This is a genomic window from Pseudodesulfovibrio piezophilus C1TLV30 (assembly GCF_000341895.1).
Classification (GTDB): domain Bacteria; phylum Desulfobacterota; class Desulfovibrionia; order Desulfovibrionales; family Desulfovibrionaceae; genus Pseudodesulfovibrio; species Pseudodesulfovibrio piezophilus.
In genome coordinates this window covers 3,541,830-3,557,399 of sequence record NC_020409.1, presented here as the reverse complement: position 1 = coordinate 3,557,399, position 15,570 = coordinate 3,541,830, and the positions used below count along the sequence as shown (strand labels likewise).

Below are 15,570 nucleotides of genomic sequence, written 5' to 3'. Positions count from 1 at the left end.
GCGGACTGGACATGAGAGGAAAAATCGGAATGGGTCAAACTGCAACAAACAAGTTCGTTATATTTTTTAATCACCATATTGACAAATTTTTCGATTACATACGAAAAGAGATGTTGAAGCGTACGTATCATGCTGCATACGGGAGAACGAGATGAGAGCGCTCATAGTGGAAGATGAGTTTTTGAGTCGAAAAGTTTTGAGGTCATTTCTGATGACACTCTTCGATGTTGATATTGTCGTCAATGGGCGAGAAGCAGTAGAGGCATTTAAACTCGCACATGTCGAAAAAAATCCATATGAGCTGATTCTCATGGATATCATGATGCCGGAAGTCGATGGGATAGAAGCACTTAACCGAATTCGCACCATGGAAGAAAAAGAGCACCTCACCCCAAAGGCCAAAGTCATCATGACAACGGCCCTGGATGATCCGCAAACAGTTATCAGAACTTTTTACGATGGCGAAGCCTCTGCCTACATCGTCAAACCTGTTGCCAAGGAAAAACTGTACAGGGAGCTAGAAAAACTCGGACTTTTGAACAAATAACACAGGAACGATTCTATGAGTGATGACCCAATGGTCGAGGAGTTCTTCTCCGAGGTCAATGACAAGTATTACCCCCAGGTAATGGAGGGATTGGAGATGTTGGAAGGCTCCAATATAAGCGAAGGAATTGAAATCCTCGCCCGCCCTCTGCATACCATTAAAGGGGTCACCGGCTTCATGGCTGGTTTTGAACCCGCGTCACACTTCACCCACAAAATCGAAGACTTCCTGAAAAAGGTTCAGGCAGGTGAGGTCGTCAGTTCTCCCGAGAACGTCACGCTGCTCTCGCGTGGGGTCAACATGATATTCCAGGTTCTTGAACAACTCAGAGACAACGATGTCGATGAAGAGGAACAGGAAGAGGTACTTGGTCTGATCACGGCAGCCTCCAGCAGCGGGCAGACAGAGACGGAAACAGTCGGAGCCGGGGTTTCCGTGGAGATACAAGAAGACGTCACCATCGTGCATGTCAAGGACCCACGAGTCCACCTTGAACTCCAGTACAAGCCTATCCTGTCTGCCATCATGGGAGTTGAACCGGGAGACCGTATTCTTCTCGATCTTTCGGAAGTCCTCACTTTCGGCTCAACAGCATGGGGGGCAGTGGCAAGTATGGGCACGACTTTCAAGATAGCCACATGTTGCCTGACTGCCGATGCAAAACAAACGCTCTATGGCTGGGGTTTTGATTCGACCATCGCGGTCTACCCGGACCGAGACACTTATTTTACAACTCAATAGTCTGCGGGAGAATCTATGCAGGACAGCATTATTCAGTGCATTGAAGATATCGAGAAACAAATTCTCGACGTGGCGGCGACCGGGCAAAATGCCGATGGGGCCGTTGATGCACTGGGGCTGTCTAATATGAAGCTTTCCAGTGCTGGCGTCATAGCCCTGCTTGATATGCTTGTTGATGGGATTACCCCAATCAATGACGATATAATCACCGCCATGCTCGGAATTTGTGAAGCACAGAAACGATTTCTCTTCGCCATGGGAGGGTATCTTCAGGATGGCTCTCCCGCATTGGGAATAACCGAGAGAAGCCCCTCAGCACCCAAAGAATTTCGTGAAGAATCTGAAGAAGAGGCAGCCAAGGCGTTTGAAGAAGAACCTGCCGAAACGGAAATGCCGACCGCAGCCTCTCCCTCCCCTCCCGCAGAAACGGAAGCAAACGAGCCGGCAAAAGGGAAAACACGCCAGGAAAAGGCTTCGTCATCCCAGGCCATCTCTTCCATCCGCGTCCCGACTGACCGCCTGGACAGAGTTATAGAACTGGTCGGCAAACTCATGGTCACTTACGCTGTCATAGCTCAAGGCGGAACCATGAATCTTGACAGAGTCAGTTCTTCATTGCGTGAACTGGACAATGTCATCGGCCTGCTGCAACAGGAAGTGGATGCCATCCGCCTTGTGCCGCTAAAGCAAATATTCATGCCTATGCATCGACTGGTAAAAAGTCTAAGCCAAAAAATCGGCAAAAAGCTCGACTTTACCGTGCATGGCGATGACCTTCATCTGGATAAAACTATCGTGGAAAGCCTTAATGAACCTTTGGTTCACCTCTTGCGAAACGCAGTGGATCACGGACTTGAAACGACTGAAGGGCGTCTCGAAGCAGGCAAGAATGAAGTCGGGCGTGTGACGCTCACCGCCTGGAGGAAAGGAGATAACGCCTTCATTGAGGTTCGTGATGACGGGCGTGGTCTCGACCCGGACCGTATCCTGAATAAAGCCATTGAAAAAGGCCTCGCTGAACCGGATACAGAATACAAGACCGACGAAATCCTCCAGTTTGTCCTCCAGTCCGGCTTCTCCACAGCTGAAAAAATCACGGATGTCTCAGGACGTGGCGTTGGCATGGACGCAGTGGTCAACTCCATTCGCAACACCCTTGATGGAGATGTGCTCATCGAAAGTGAATTGGGAAAAGGAGCTGCCTTCATCATTTCCATCCCATTGGATCGTTCAGCCAATGAAGGAATTGTCGATGCTTTGGTCTGTAAGGTTGGTGGCGACACATTCATCGTTCCCAGCCGCGATGTTGTTGAAATTTACATGCCACGAAACCACGAAGTCGTGCATCTGCCCGATGGCAGGGAGACCGTCGATGTCCGTGGCGAAATTCATTCTTTACTCCGGCTGGCCGACCTACTTGATCTGGAACCAGAGATCACCGATATTCAAATGGCGCAAGCCATCGTGGTACGAGTCGGGGATTACAAAGCGGCCATATTGGTAGACGAAGTGCTCAAACAGCAACAAGTCGTGATAACAGGATTTACCGTCCCAATAGAAGAAATATTCCATGTTCCCATTCTCGGCTTTGGCATGATGGGAGAATCCGATGCCTTGGTTATCAATACTGAAGAGATGCTCCAGAACTTCCAGGACAGACTGCATACCGAGAACCAACAGACCTTGACGTGACTCCACTAAAAGGCATAGTAGACAGTCCTTCAGGTGTCCGAATGGACTTGATAGGGAATCCCGTGTGAATCGGGAGCGGACCCGCCGCCGTGACGCTCTGCCGAACTGTTTTCTTGACATGCCACTGGTCCAAGTACTGGGAAGGCGAAAACAGGAGGAGCCAGCCGGAAGACCTGCCTGAAAACGATATTGGTTTGCCTCGGTGGTACGTGGGCTTGCCGCCACAGGTATTCTGAAGGGAAAAAACGGTTCCCCTTCCTCAAAAGATATTGAGGGAGGGGTTTCTTTATTTCCCCCTAACAGCCCTTCCTTTCCAGGGAGGAAACATGATCTTTTCCAGGCACCGTTCTATCCCGCTTTCATTGCTTCTGGCTTGCCTCCTGCTTTTTCCAAATGCAGCTATAGCAGGGCACCATAAAGAGGGACCAACAAAAAAAGCAATTGTCCTTGCGGCTTTTGGAACATCCTATCCTCAAGCTCTTGGTTCGATCCTGAATATTAAATCAACCATTGAAAAAGCGCACCCGGATATTCCTGTCCGATTGGCTTTCACTTCCAGTATCATCCGTTCCATCTGGCATGGACGTCAAAATGATTTGGAATGGCAAAAAGCCCATACGAGTATTCCCCAAGAAATGCTCACAGTGAAAAGCCCACTGGCAACGATAGCGGAACTCCAGAATGACGGTTTCAAAGATATTACAGTTCAATCCCTGCATGTCTTCGCAGGTGAGGAATTTCAGGACCTCAAAAACCTGATGACCAGCCTGCGCTCCATCAGGACAGTCAAAGCAAAATCCCAACCTTTCAAAAAGCTGGCTCTGGGAAGACCGGCCCTCGGCATGCCCGGCGACCAACATCCCTATACCGAAGATATTGCCGTTGCTGTCCAAGCACTCAAGGGCGATGTTGACGAAGCCCGGAAGCTTGATGCCGCATTGGTGTATATGGGCCACGGCAACGATTTCTTCTCCACCGGTATTTACGCTGAATTTCAACGCGAAATGCGGGCCACCCATGAATACCCTGTATTTGTCGCCTGCGTGGAAGGATTTCCCGACTTCAACGACATGCTGGCCGACCTTAAAAAATCAGGAAAACGGACAATCCTTCTGCAACCTTTCATGATTGTCGCCGGAGATCATGCAACCAATGATATGGCTGGTAGTGAAGACGATTCATGGAAAACAATGCTTACTCAGGCAGGTTTTACCGTCACAACACGCTTGCGTGGTCTTGGCTCCGTGGACTCCTGGGCCGCTATCTATGCCGCGCATCTCAACGATGCCATGTCTCAAAAGCATCTCCTGCGGTAGCTGAATACATGTTCGCCGCTTTTCGTATCCATGCCCCACGGGGGCTGGTCCTTATCGGAATGACCCTGGTTCTGGGCCTTCTGATGATCATGTCCATCGGCATGGGATTCATCCCCATTACTCCGGGTGAGGTCTTCCGAATCCTCTGTGGGGAAATACGGGAAGCGGCGATACCGATTGATCCTCTGCATATCAGCATTGTCATGGATGTTCGTCTGCCTCGGATCATGACTGCGGTTGCGGTCGGTTTCGGGCTGGCTCTCTCCGGAACGGTCTTTCAAGGATTACTTCTCAATCCGCTTGCTGATCCGTTTACCCTTGGAGTCTCCTCAGGAGCCGCCTTCGGAGCTGCACTGTCATTGCTTCTCGGCCTGAATTTCTGTGGTCCGGCAACGCTCTGCCTCATGGCTTTCATTGGCGCCGCTGCAACTCTCTTCGCCGTCTTTGCCATGTCCGGCAGGGACGGAGATCTCACTCCATCTAACCTTATCCTATCCGGTGTTATTGTTTCCGCCATTCTCTCTGCCGGAATAAGCTTCATCAAATACATGGCTGATGAACGCGTGGCGTCCATCGTCTTCTGGCTGATGGGGAGCCTGACATCCCGAACATGGATCGATGCCACTCTGACTATGGGGACGACGCTGACAGGATGTGCCCTGTGCCTCTTTTTTTCACGAGATCTGAATATCATGAGTCTCGGATCACGTTCCGCCAGGAGCCTTGGCGTCAATACCCGGCAAACACGGTTGATTCTTCTGCTGACCGCCTCCTTAATCAGCGCAGTCTGCGTTTCGGTCTCCGGCATTATCGGTTTTGTAGGGCTCATTGTCCCCCATCTCATGCGCCTGCTCGTTGGTTCTGACAACCGATGGCTGATCCCAGCTTCCGGACTCGGTGGAGCACTGCTGCTGCTCGGGGCCGACACCCTGACTCGTACCATCCTGCCCCATGAAGTTCCCATTGGAGTCTTGACCGCGCTCATCGGCGGGCCAATTTTCTGCTGGATTTTCAGCAGGGCAGGAAAAGAGCGCCGATATGAATAAGGTCACCTATACCCTTGAGGGTATCGACTTCGGATATGACTCTTCCACTGTCCTGCATAACCTGAATGTCACTTTCGAACCGGGATATTTCCATGCCATTGTCGGGCCAAACGGCAGTGGTAAATCCACGCTGCTTGACCTTGTTGCCGGGCACCTCTCACCCCAAAACGGGCGTATCCTGATAAACGATTCACCCATGGAAACCTTTTCTTCAGAAGAGCTGGCACGCTTGACCGCCACTGTGCCACAGGAATTCAATTTCAATTTTCCATTCACGGTCGAAGAGATCGTTTTCATGGGTCGCCACCCATATATTCCCCGGTTCTCCCGACCTACGAAAGGTGATCGAGAAGCCGTTGAAGCAGCCATGAACACAATGGATATAACCCTTCTGGGAAATCGTGCTCTTTTCCATCTTTCAGGTGGGGAAAGGCAGCGGACGATCTTTGCACGAGCCCTGGCACAGAGCACACCGGGCCTCTTGCTCGATGAACCCACTTCGAGTATGGACATTCGGCATACTTTGGCATCCATGGCCGAACTCAAACGACTGGCCCATACGGAAAACCATACGATCGTCGCAGTCCTGCACGATCTCAACATGGCTTCAGCCCATTGTGACAGGATCATGGTTCTGAACGACGGGACGCTCCACTCCTTCGGCACTCCCTCCGAAGCCCTGACCACCGAAACCATACAAGAAGTCTTCGGAGTCACCGCCCATGTGTGGGAATCTGAATTGAACACCCACGTCATAATTTATGAATACAAGGAATAACCGTTGAAACGCTTTCTCTTCACTCTCTTTTTTCTCCTTCTGTACTGTACCTCTGCTCACGCAGGACAAATGCGTGATGATGTGGGAACTCGTTTCTTTTTCGAAAAACCTTTTACCCGTATCATCTCCCTCTATGCCGCACACACGGAAAACCTCTTCAACCTCGGCCTCGAAGACGAAATCATCGGTGTAACACAAAATGAGGACTATCCCTCCATCGCCCTGAGCAAAGAGCAATTCAGCACCCACGACGGTGTCGAAAAGTTTCTCGCGGCCAAACCGGACCTCGTCCTCATCCGCCCTATGCAGTCCCGAGGCTACCCAGCTCTCTGGAGTGCTCTGAAAAGACACGGTATTCAGGTATTGGCCCTGCAACCGAATACCATTGATGCCATGTACACATACTGGCGCACCCTCGGACGACTGACAGGCAGAGAACTCCAGGCCGAAAGAATGGTAAGCAATTTCAAAGAGGGATTGGAGATGGATATGCAGCGGATTAATCGTATCCCCAAGGAAGAACGCCCCCACGTCTTCTTCGAATCCATCCATAGAAAATATTCAACATTCTCTCCCAGTTCCATGCCAATTTTTGTTGTTGAAATGGCCGGAGGCATCAATATCGCCTATGACGCCAGGCCTCGGCATGGAACCAATATCGCATCATACGGCATGGAAAGGATGTTGATGAAATCAGCCAATATTGATGTTTATCTTGCCCAATTCGGCCCCATGAATGAAGTCAGCGTCCGTGATATCGCTTCCGGTCCCGCTTCATCACGTATCAAGGCTGTCCGAGATCGCAACGTATTCCTCGTTGATGAACATATTGTTTCCCGGCCAACCATGCGATTGCTCAAAGGCATTGATACCGTCTATCGCCTGCTCCATCCAACAGGCAATCATTAGAAAATCCCCCTTCGGCAAGCCCGAAAACAGTAACAGAAAAGGATAACGAATTGACCATGAAAGGCACTCTTTACGGTATAGGCGTCGGCCCCGGCGACCCGGAACTACTGACCCTCAAAGCAGTACGCGCCCTAGGCGAAGTCGATGTCATTTTTGCCGCCGCCTCCACTAAAAATGATTATTCCACTGCATATTCCATTGCCAAACCACATCTGAAGGCTGACGTTCAGGTCATCCACCTTGGCTTCCCCATGACCAAGGATGAGAGAGAACTCAAAGCAGCCTGGGAAAAAAATGCACAGGAAGTTGCCACTGTTCTCGACAGCGGAAAAAATGCGGCATTCATCACCTTGGGCGATCCTCTGACATACTCGACCTACGGATATCTTCAGAGAACGCTTCTAGCGACAAATCCTGACACACGCCTCCAGGCTATACCGGGAATCACATCTTTCCATGCCGCAGCGGCCAAGGTTGGCCTTGTCCTTGCCGAATCCAAGGAATCCCTGCTCATCACATCTGGAGTCGCTGATGCGGCAAAACTGGAAGCCCAACTTGACGTGGCTGATAATGCAGTTATCCTCAAAACGTACAAAAACTTCGATGAGATTCGCAGCACTTTGGAGCGATTGCGTCTGGATGACAAAACAGTCCTCGTTTCCCAACTCGGTATGAATGGTGAGTCTATTCTCATGGATATCAAGGATGCGCCCAAAAGACCCCACTATTTCTCACTCGCGCTGATAAAGAAGAACCGCAAATAATGAAAACAGCCATTGTCCTAGCCGCATTCGGTTCCCGTCATAAGCGTGCCACCGCCTCGCTTGACCATATCACGGAACGCGTTCGCCAGACCTACCCTGAGTTGCCTGTTATGCTGGCATACACGTCAAAGACTATCAGGGGACATATGGAAAAGGCCGGTGAAGCGGTTGACTCCGTCCCCATGGCCTTGAAAAAACTGTTGGCGGAAGGAATCACTCATGTGGCTATCCAATCCCTGCACTTGATCCCCGGCACAGAATTCCACGAATTATTGGAACTTGCCAATGATCAGATGCTCCGGGATGACGGGTTCAATCGAGTTGAAGTCGGATTTCCACTGGTGGCTGGAGAAGCGGGCGTGGAAAGGGTGGCCGATGCCATTCTTTCCATAGGTCTGGAGGGCAAAGGTGAAAACCACGCAGTCCTTTTCATGGGGCATGGAACCAAACATGATGGCAATATTTACTACGAGGCTCTCCACCGCGCATTTCAGAAGAGAGATACGTCCGTCCACATGGGAGCCATGGAAGCAGAACCGGGGATTGACTGCATCATTAAGCGCTTCAAGGAAGATGGCGTCAGCAAGGCCTATCTCCTTCCCTTTCTTTTTGGAGCAGGCTGGCATGCCTCGCGTGACATGGTCGGAGAACGGGAAAGCAGTTGGATGTCCAGGCTGGAAAATGCTGGCATTCAATGTGAAGCGGTCCTCAAGGGAGCCGGAGAATATGACCGCCTGGTCAATATCTGGCTCAAACACCTTGATGATGCTCTCCGCCGATTATCCAGATGCTAACCGACTCAAGTCATGGGACCGAGTCTCCGCCCCTTCAGACATCCCCTTTTTCCCATGATTCTTGAATCCCCGGCAAAAACTCCATGCCCCTTCTTTACCTCTCCAGTTCCGGGTTGCTCATTTACAGTCACGCAAGCTTCGGCTAACCTCCCGAACCAACGGAGATCATTGTGAGCATACTTGTCCATACCCATGACGGAGGTCGGTTCGCGCTCGAACCCAAAGAAGGAGACACCCTGGCGAAAACCCTTTTTCTCAGCCGCCTCTGGCACGGGGTCGCCCTGTGTTCAGGCCTTGGGAAATGTGGTTTATGCAGGGTCCGCTACACGAGCGATGCACCGGAAGCAAATCGAGATGAATTGCGCAAACTCGGGCAAGAAGCCGTGAGCACGGGGTGGAGGCTTTCCTGCTTGCACCCCTCTGAATCCTGTGAAATCGAAATCCCGGTACCGGCCCGAACCCAAAGGGCTCTCAAGTCATATAGCCAAACGACAGGTGATTTTTCTCTGGCAGTTGATCTAGGCACCACCTCGATCCACTGGTCCGTCCTTGCCGGAAAAGAACGCGTTGCATCCGGTCATGAACTGAACCCCCAGACGGGCCTTGGCAGCGAAGTCATGACCCGGCTTGCTGCTGCTGCAACTGCGGAAGGTCGATTTGTCCTGCGAGCGCTCATAACAGATCGCATGACGGAACTCGCCATGATTGCGGCTCGGAATATGGGAGGCGAATGTACCGGTCTGACAATATCCGGCAATTCCGCAATGACCTATATCCTTTTGGGTAAAAAACCGGACGATCTGGCCGCAGCCCCTTACACACTCTCTTATACAGGCGGTAATGAAAAGAAGATCGGAGCGGGGCTCCCACCCGCCTATATCCCTCCCCTGCTGGCCCCGTTTGTCGGCGCTGATATCAGTGCGGGATTAACAGCCCTCGAACACGAAGAGACCGTTTCCTACCCATTTCTCCTCGCTGATCTGGGCACCAATGGCGAATTCGTCCTGGCTCTTTCACCGAAAAAACGCTTCTGCGCAAGCGTTCCCATGGGACCGGCTCTCGAAGGCGTTGGCCTCTCCTATGGCCGAACCGCCGGACCAGGAGCAATCACCGGATTTTCCCTCACTCCGACTGGTCTCACCATGCAAATTTTTGATGACACGATACCACCACTCGGTTTGACCGGAACCGGCTACCTCTCCCTCACAGCCCTTCTTGTCAGACATGGTGTTCTTGACGAATCCGGCCGCTTCGGGCAAGGAAACACTCCACTTGCTGCCAAGCTCGCTCAATGCGTGACGACGATCTCAGGTGAACCGGCATTTCGTCTTGAGCATAACCTCTTCCTTCCTGCCTCTGATATTGAGGAGATACTGAAAGTCAAAGCCGCCTTCAATCTGGCTCTATCCAAATTGTTGAAAGAAACAAAACTCACCCCGGCAAAACTGGCGACCATATATATTGCAGGAGCGTTGGGTGAACACGTGAACCTGGAGGATCTGGAAACGCTTGGTTTTCTGCCTCCAGGGAGCAAGGGGAAAGCAGTCAAGGCTGGCAACACCTCACTCAAAGGGAGTGAAAAAATCCTAACAGACCCCACTGCAAGAGAATTTGCCGAGCGGTTACCGAAAACAATAATCTCCCTGGACCTCACCACTGATGAGGCTTTCGGAGAACACTATTTCCAAAGGATGTGTTTTACTTATGTCGATTGATAGGCTTTTCCCCAACTTGACACCGGAAAATGAAGCGGAGCTTGATCGTTTCGGCGACATACTCAAGCAGGTCTGGCCTCTCAAGGCAAAACACCGTGAACAGTTGAAATACGACATCAGGGACATGTCCCGTGGGCTGACCAGCGAGCGTTCCGAGCGAAAGATAGATTATATGAGTGAAGCGAAATTTCTCTCACCGTATCTGACCTATTTTCTGCCGTGGAATCTGTACCGGATGTCCCGCCTTTTCTCAGGGTTGGAATTGGATATCCCGGATGGAGCGGAAGTGACTGATATCGGTTCAGGCCCACTCACCGCCATTCTCGCACTCTGGATGTCTCGCCCCCATTTGCGTGAACGAAAATTAAATTTCACTTGCATGGACCGTGCCCCGAAATCATTGCAGGCAGGCCTCAAGCTCTTTCAGGCAGTCGCAGGAAAAGAGACACCGTGGCGCATCAAGACAGTCAAAGCCAATTTTACGGATCGCATCAACCGTAAATCGGACCTGATCATTGTTGCCAACGCATTGAATGAACTCGATTGGTCCGGGCGAGTTGCACGCCCACAGGCTGAGCAACTCACCAAACATCTCACCAAATCCACCAAGGAATCAGGGCGAATCCTTCTCATTGAAACCGGAGTCCGGCTCACAGGGCGCCTTCTGGCTGAGATGCGTGAACAAATGATGCTCAATGACTTCAACCCACTGGCACCATGCCCACACACAAAAGCCTGCCCGATGCCTGCCACAGGGCAGGGAGCGCCTTGGTGTCACTTCAATTTTTCCGTCAAAGGTGCTCCCAAGTGGCTTGAACTGCTCTCAGGTGAAGCCCGACTGGAAAAAAACGGCGTTTCCCTCAATTTCCTCTACCTTTCGCGCAAAGGGGCAAAAGATTGGGGTGCAGTCAGAACAATTTCAGAACCATTCCGCCTGCATGGGGGGATGGGGCAATACGCATGCTCTGACAAAGGGCTTACCCTTGTCGAATATGACGCCAAGACCAGACCGCTTTATCCAGGGCAAATTATTGTTCCCAACTGGCCAAAGACACCCAAAACCGACCTTAAATCCAAAGCGGTCCTCCTCCCCTACAAAAAAAAGGCAACACAATAACCATGAATATTGTTGACCTTGGGCTTATCGGATACGCGGAAGCGGAAGCGGTGCAGATGCAGACTCTGAAATCGGTGACTACCGAAGAACAGGAGAATACAGTCTATCTGCTGGAGCACCCAAGGGTCATCACCCTCGGACGACAGGGGGGAGCTGAAAATCTCCATGTTGATGAGCAGTTTCTGCAATCCCAATCAATCGATCTGGTCAAAACCAACCGAGGCGGAAACATTACCTGCCACTTTCCGGGTCAATTGGTCGCATATCCCATCTGGCGGGTGGAGAAGCGCCCCGGTGGCATGAAAAAATTCTTCCATGACATGGAAGAGGCCGTCATACAGACATGTGCCCACTTTGGCGTTGCAACTCGCCGCCGTCCAGGTCACCCCGGAGTCTGGGTGGACGAAGCCAGAAAAATATGCTCAATGGGCATCGGCGTGAAACGATGGGTCACATACCACGGCCTTGCACTCAATGTGGGGCGTGACGTCAGCCTGTTCAACATGATTACCTTATGCGGTATTCAAGGGGCGACTCCGACGTCGCTCAGTGCGGAATCCGGACACGATATAGCCATGAAGGAAGCCAAGCATGTCTTTGCCGACGAATTCAGAAAAGCCTTTGCGGATTCCGCCCTGGCTTCGAGTAAAACTGCCTAAATCAGAAAATTTTTCCTGCACTTCCGGGCTGATTGACGACCTTGATCTCAATACGGTCTGTCAAAGTGCCAAATGCCCAAATAAATGGGAATGTTTCTCAAAGAATGTGGCAACGTTCCTCATCATGGGCTGTATCTGTACGCGAAACTGCGCTTTCTGCAACATCACTCCCGGCACTCTGGCCCCTCTGGATCCAGGAGAACCGGCGCGCGTAGCTGAAGCTGCACAACGGCTCGAACTCAAGCATGTCGTGATTACTTCTGTCACTCGCGATGACCTGCCTGATGGTGGAGCAAGCCACTTCGCAGCCACTATACAAGCAGTCAGACAGATCTTGCCAGACTGTACCATTGAAGTTCTCATCCCTGACTTTCAAGGCGATGAAAATGCGCTTGGAATCGTTCTGAAAGCCTGCCCCGACGTGCTCAACCACAATCTTGAAACGGTTCCGGCCCTCTATACGTCAATCCGTCCTCAGGCCAACTATCAACAGAGTCTGACCCTCCTTGCCCGTGCCAAGGAATTGGCCCCGAGTATCCCGACAAAAAGTGGAATCATGGTTGGTTTGGGCGAAGACGATACTCAGATCATGCCGGTCCTGGATGATCTTGCCGCCATCAACTGTGACATTGTCACCATCGGTCAATATATGCAGCCCACCCGGAATCATCCACTGGTCAAACGGTATGTAGAACCGGCCGTATTTGAAGAGTACGCCAGACAAGGCAAAAAAAGAGGTATCCGAAACATGTTCAGCGCCCCGCTTGTCCGATCAAGTTACAACGCGGAAAAATTCGTCTAGAAATTCCAATCCCGAATCCGCAAGTCAATTTTCGGGATTCCGCGAAAACGGTCAATTTTGGGTGTAAATGCAAACCGCATGACCCTGCCCTGAATGTCTCGAGTCAGCTTGTCAGCCATGCGCCATGCCTTGCCAGGAAGCTTGGCTCCGGTCTTATCATCGGCCAGTACCAGCTTGACGTGCTCCCGCTCCCGGCCAAAAGTCCGGTGCTCCGCCACGGTCACCGGAGCAGAGGCAAAAACCGGTTCCGGATTCCCCATGCCAAACGGCTGCAACATTTCCAATTCATTCAACAGAGTATTGGTAATATTGATGAACGGCAGTTCCCGGTCCAATTTCAGCGTCGGCGTCAAAGGCACGGAACCGAGTTCCTTGATCACCTGCTCATTGAACTGCTCACGAAGAGTATCGAGATTCTGCGGCTCTATGGAAAGCCCTGCGGCTTGCTTGTGCCCTCCAAAACCTTTGAGGATGGGACTGATGGCTTTCAGGCTTTCGTGCAAATCGAACTCGGAAATACTTCGAGCCGATCCCTTGAGCAATTCTCCATCTTCTGCTGCGCAGAGAATCAATGTCGGGCGGTAATATTTTTCCACCACACGGGAAGCAACAATGCCAATAATTCCAGGATGCCAATCTTCGCCATAAAGAACCAGCCCAGCCCTGTCTTTCATGGCTTCAGCCTGTGCGAATGCCTGCTCCGAAATCTCCTGTTCCTGCCTGCGTCGCTCCATATTGATGGCATTGAGTTCTTCAGCAATAGGCATACCGGCTTCAAAACTCCTACACAGCAAAAGATCAAGAGCTTTACCGGGGTCTCCCATACGTCCAGCCGCATTGATACGCGGAGCAAGGTTAAATCCGATCTGGCCTGCTCCAAGTTCCGCACCGCGTTCATAATCACTGACAACTTTAAGAGCTGCCATACCAGGGCGTTTGGCTTCCTTGATGACAAGTAGTCCATTCTTCACAAGAATTCGATTCATACCGGTCAGGCGGACCACATCTGCAACCGTCCCCAATGCCACGAGATCAAGGAGAGTTCGCATTTCGGCAGGCGTGCCGGGTAACAACTTATTCAGTGCGGCCATGAGCATGAAGGCCACACCAACCCCGGCGAGATCATCATAGGGCCCACCTTCTTTCAACCGAGGATTGCACACAGCGTGGGCATCCGGTAAAGAATCTCCAGGTAAATGATGATCCGAGACAACAACAACCATACCCAGCTCCCTCGCCCGGGCAACTGGTTCGATATCCGAAATTCCACAATCCACGGACAAAAGCATGGTCGCTCCATCCCGAGCGAGTTGTTCGATCCCCTCGCAATTCATCCCATAGCCTTCTTCCATCCGATTCGGCAGATGGGAAAGGACTTCGATCCCTCGAGCGGCCATGAACTCAATAACAAGAGTAGTCGATGTAATACCATCCACATCGTAATCCCCCCAAACGGCCAGTTTACGCCCTTGGGTCAATCCTTCAGCTAATAACTCGACAGCCTGGGTCAATCCCGGAACTTCATCCGGACTCGCAAGATGACGTAAACCAGGACTCAAAAATTGGTCCATCTCCTCAAGAGAGGTCAAACCTCGATTCCAGAGAATATCGATAATAAGTGGGGAGACCGAAAGATCTTCCGCCATGGCAGCAACAGCAGGTGGCGTGGCACTCTCGTTGCGAGCTTTCCATATGCAAGGCAAATTGAATTCCTGTTAGGCTTATAGTCAAAGGGGCAATGTCGAATGACAAATTCATACCAACTGAGAATGGCAGACATTTGTCTAGCAGAAAGAATGGCGGAGACAAAGGGAACCGTCAAGACCTAGACAAGCAATCGGACAAACTGCTCCACTTCATCGGACTCATTGAGTTCCTCAGCAATCTCAAGAACTTCACCTGTGTCGATATCCATTTCTGGACACAGAGCGTTCAATCGTCCGGAGAAAGCGCTTTCCGGGTCTTCCACGGCATGAGCTGCGTAATCCGCCAAACAGATAATCATGGATTGATTCGAGTGTTCGGGAGCTAATTCCGGGGCGTGGTGCCAGTTGACCGGCTCCACGAGATCAGCGGGCAAATCCCAGGATTTCAACACAAGAGCGCCAATGACAGCATGATCCAATCCCCAGTATTCATCCTCGGCTTCAGCTGCCAGCATATCTTCATCTTCAGCCAGATCATGAATGGCCTGCCAGTCATCAGGACGACGCATGGCAGTGATCAGCTTACCGATATCATGTAACAACCCCACGGTGAACATATTATCCGTCGCCCCAACATCCGTCATCCGCGAAAGTTCCTTGGCAATCATGGCCACAAGAAACTGATGCTTCCAGTACTCATCAAGATCAAAATCTTCGGGCATTTCATACTTCGAAGTCAATCCATTGACCCCGAGCACAAGAACAATATTCCTGATCTCGCCCATACCAAGAACAGCCGCAGCTCGTTTCACTGACTGGACTTCTGCCTGGAGGCCGTAATAAGCGGAATTTGCCAAACTCAGTATACGAGTGGTCAACCCCTGATCCTTGCTCAGGGTTTCTCCCACTTCTTCCAAAGATGCCATGGAGTTGTTCCCGGTCTGAACAAAAAGCTGTTTGAGGACTTCCGGTGAAAAGGGGAGGTCTTCACGCATGCGGGGCAATTCACGCAAAAAATTTTGTATTTTTTCCTGATTCATCGGA

At 51.2% G+C, this 15,570-nt stretch carries 15 protein-coding genes and 1 riboswitch; of the genes, 13 read left to right on the top strand and 2 right to left on the bottom strand.

Going from position 1 to position 15,570, the window contains the following annotated elements; all coding sequences use genetic code 11:
* Positions 1-151 precede the first annotated feature (151 nt).
* The 13 genes from BN4_RS16390 (at position 152) to lipA (ending at position 12,880) form a co-directional block, all read left to right on the top strand.
* Positions 152-547, top strand: coding sequence for a response regulator (locus tag BN4_RS16390; RefSeq protein ID WP_015416535.1), 396 nt, complete (start codon positions 152-154; stop codon positions 545-547).
* A 15-nt stretch (positions 548-562) separates the two neighbouring features.
* Entirely contained in the window at positions 563-1,288 is a 726-nt protein-coding gene (locus BN4_RS16385; RefSeq protein ID WP_015416534.1) for an Hpt domain-containing protein, read from the top strand.
* 15 nt (positions 1,289-1,303) lie between these two features.
* Complete coding sequence (locus tag BN4_RS16380; RefSeq protein ID WP_015416533.1) at positions 1,304-2,980, top strand: chemotaxis protein CheA; 1,677 nt, start codon at positions 1,304-1,306, stop codon at positions 2,978-2,980.
* A 14-nt stretch (positions 2,981-2,994) separates the two neighbouring features.
* Positions 2,995-3,175, top strand: a riboswitch (cobalamin riboswitch).
* 131 nt (positions 3,176-3,306) lie between these two features.
* Positions 3,307-4,296, top strand: a complete 990-nt coding sequence (locus BN4_RS16375) for a sirohydrochlorin cobaltochelatase (protein WP_015416532.1) — start codon at positions 3,307-3,309, stop codon at positions 4,294-4,296.
* An 8-nt stretch (positions 4,297-4,304) separates the two neighbouring features.
* Positions 4,305-5,342, top strand: coding sequence for a FecCD family ABC transporter permease (locus BN4_RS16370; protein ID WP_015416531.1), 1,038 nt, complete (start codon positions 4,305-4,307; stop codon positions 5,340-5,342).
* Entirely contained in the window at positions 5,335-6,120 is a 786-nt protein-coding gene (locus tag BN4_RS16365) for an ABC transporter ATP-binding protein (protein WP_015416530.1), read from the top strand. Before BN4_RS16370 ends, BN4_RS16365 begins: the two co-directional genes overlap by 8 nt.
* A gap of 3 nt (positions 6,121-6,123) precedes the next feature.
* Positions 6,124-7,029 carry an ABC transporter substrate-binding protein gene (locus tag BN4_RS16360; RefSeq protein ID WP_015416529.1) on the top strand — a complete coding sequence of 302 codons (906 nt, stop codon included), beginning with the start codon at positions 6,124-6,126 and terminating at the stop codon, positions 7,027-7,029.
* 56 nt (positions 7,030-7,085) lie between these two features.
* Positions 7,086-7,793: a precorrin-2 C(20)-methyltransferase gene (cobI, locus tag BN4_RS16355; RefSeq protein WP_015416528.1), complete on the top strand. Its 708-nt coding sequence runs from the start codon at positions 7,086-7,088 to the stop codon at positions 7,791-7,793.
* Positions 7,793-8,587, top strand: coding sequence for a sirohydrochlorin cobaltochelatase (locus BN4_RS16350; RefSeq protein WP_015416527.1), 795 nt, complete (start codon positions 7,793-7,795; stop codon positions 8,585-8,587). The genes cobI and BN4_RS16350 overlap by 1 nt, the downstream gene beginning before the upstream one ends.
* 170 nt (positions 8,588-8,757) lie before the next feature.
* A complete protein-coding gene (locus BN4_RS16345) occupies positions 8,758-10,302 on the top strand; it encodes an ASKHA domain-containing protein (RefSeq protein ID WP_015416526.1) in 1,545 nt (514 codons plus the stop codon).
* Positions 10,292-11,419 (top strand): small ribosomal subunit Rsm22 family protein, encoded by a 1,128-nt coding sequence (locus tag BN4_RS16340; protein ID WP_015416525.1) that lies wholly within the window; start codon positions 10,292-10,294, stop codon positions 11,417-11,419. The genes BN4_RS16345 and BN4_RS16340 overlap by 11 nt, the downstream gene beginning before the upstream one ends.
* A 2-nt stretch (positions 11,420-11,421) precedes the next feature.
* On the top strand, positions 11,422-12,078 hold the full coding sequence (lipB, locus tag BN4_RS16335) for a lipoyl(octanoyl) transferase LipB (protein WP_015416524.1): 657 nt from the start codon (positions 11,422-11,424) through the stop codon (positions 12,076-12,078).
* Positions 12,011-12,880, top strand: a complete 870-nt coding sequence (gene lipA / locus BN4_RS16330) for a lipoyl synthase (RefSeq protein ID WP_041720492.1) — start codon at positions 12,011-12,013, stop codon at positions 12,878-12,880. Before lipB ends, lipA begins: the two co-directional genes overlap by 68 nt.
* On the opposite strand, the gene recJ is transcribed toward lipA, so the two are convergent.
* Both recJ and BN4_RS16320 read right to left on the bottom strand, forming a co-directional pair.
* A complete protein-coding gene (gene recJ / locus BN4_RS16325) occupies positions 12,877-14,583 on the bottom strand; it encodes a single-stranded-DNA-specific exonuclease RecJ (protein ID WP_015416522.1) in 1,707 nt (568 codons plus the stop codon). The genes lipA and recJ overlap by 4 nt on opposite strands.
* A gap of 122 nt (positions 14,584-14,705) precedes the next feature.
* A complete protein-coding gene (locus tag BN4_RS16320; RefSeq protein ID WP_015416521.1) occupies positions 14,706-15,566 on the bottom strand; it encodes an HDOD domain-containing protein in 861 nt (286 codons plus the stop codon).
* Positions 15,567-15,570: the final 4 nt, after the last annotated feature.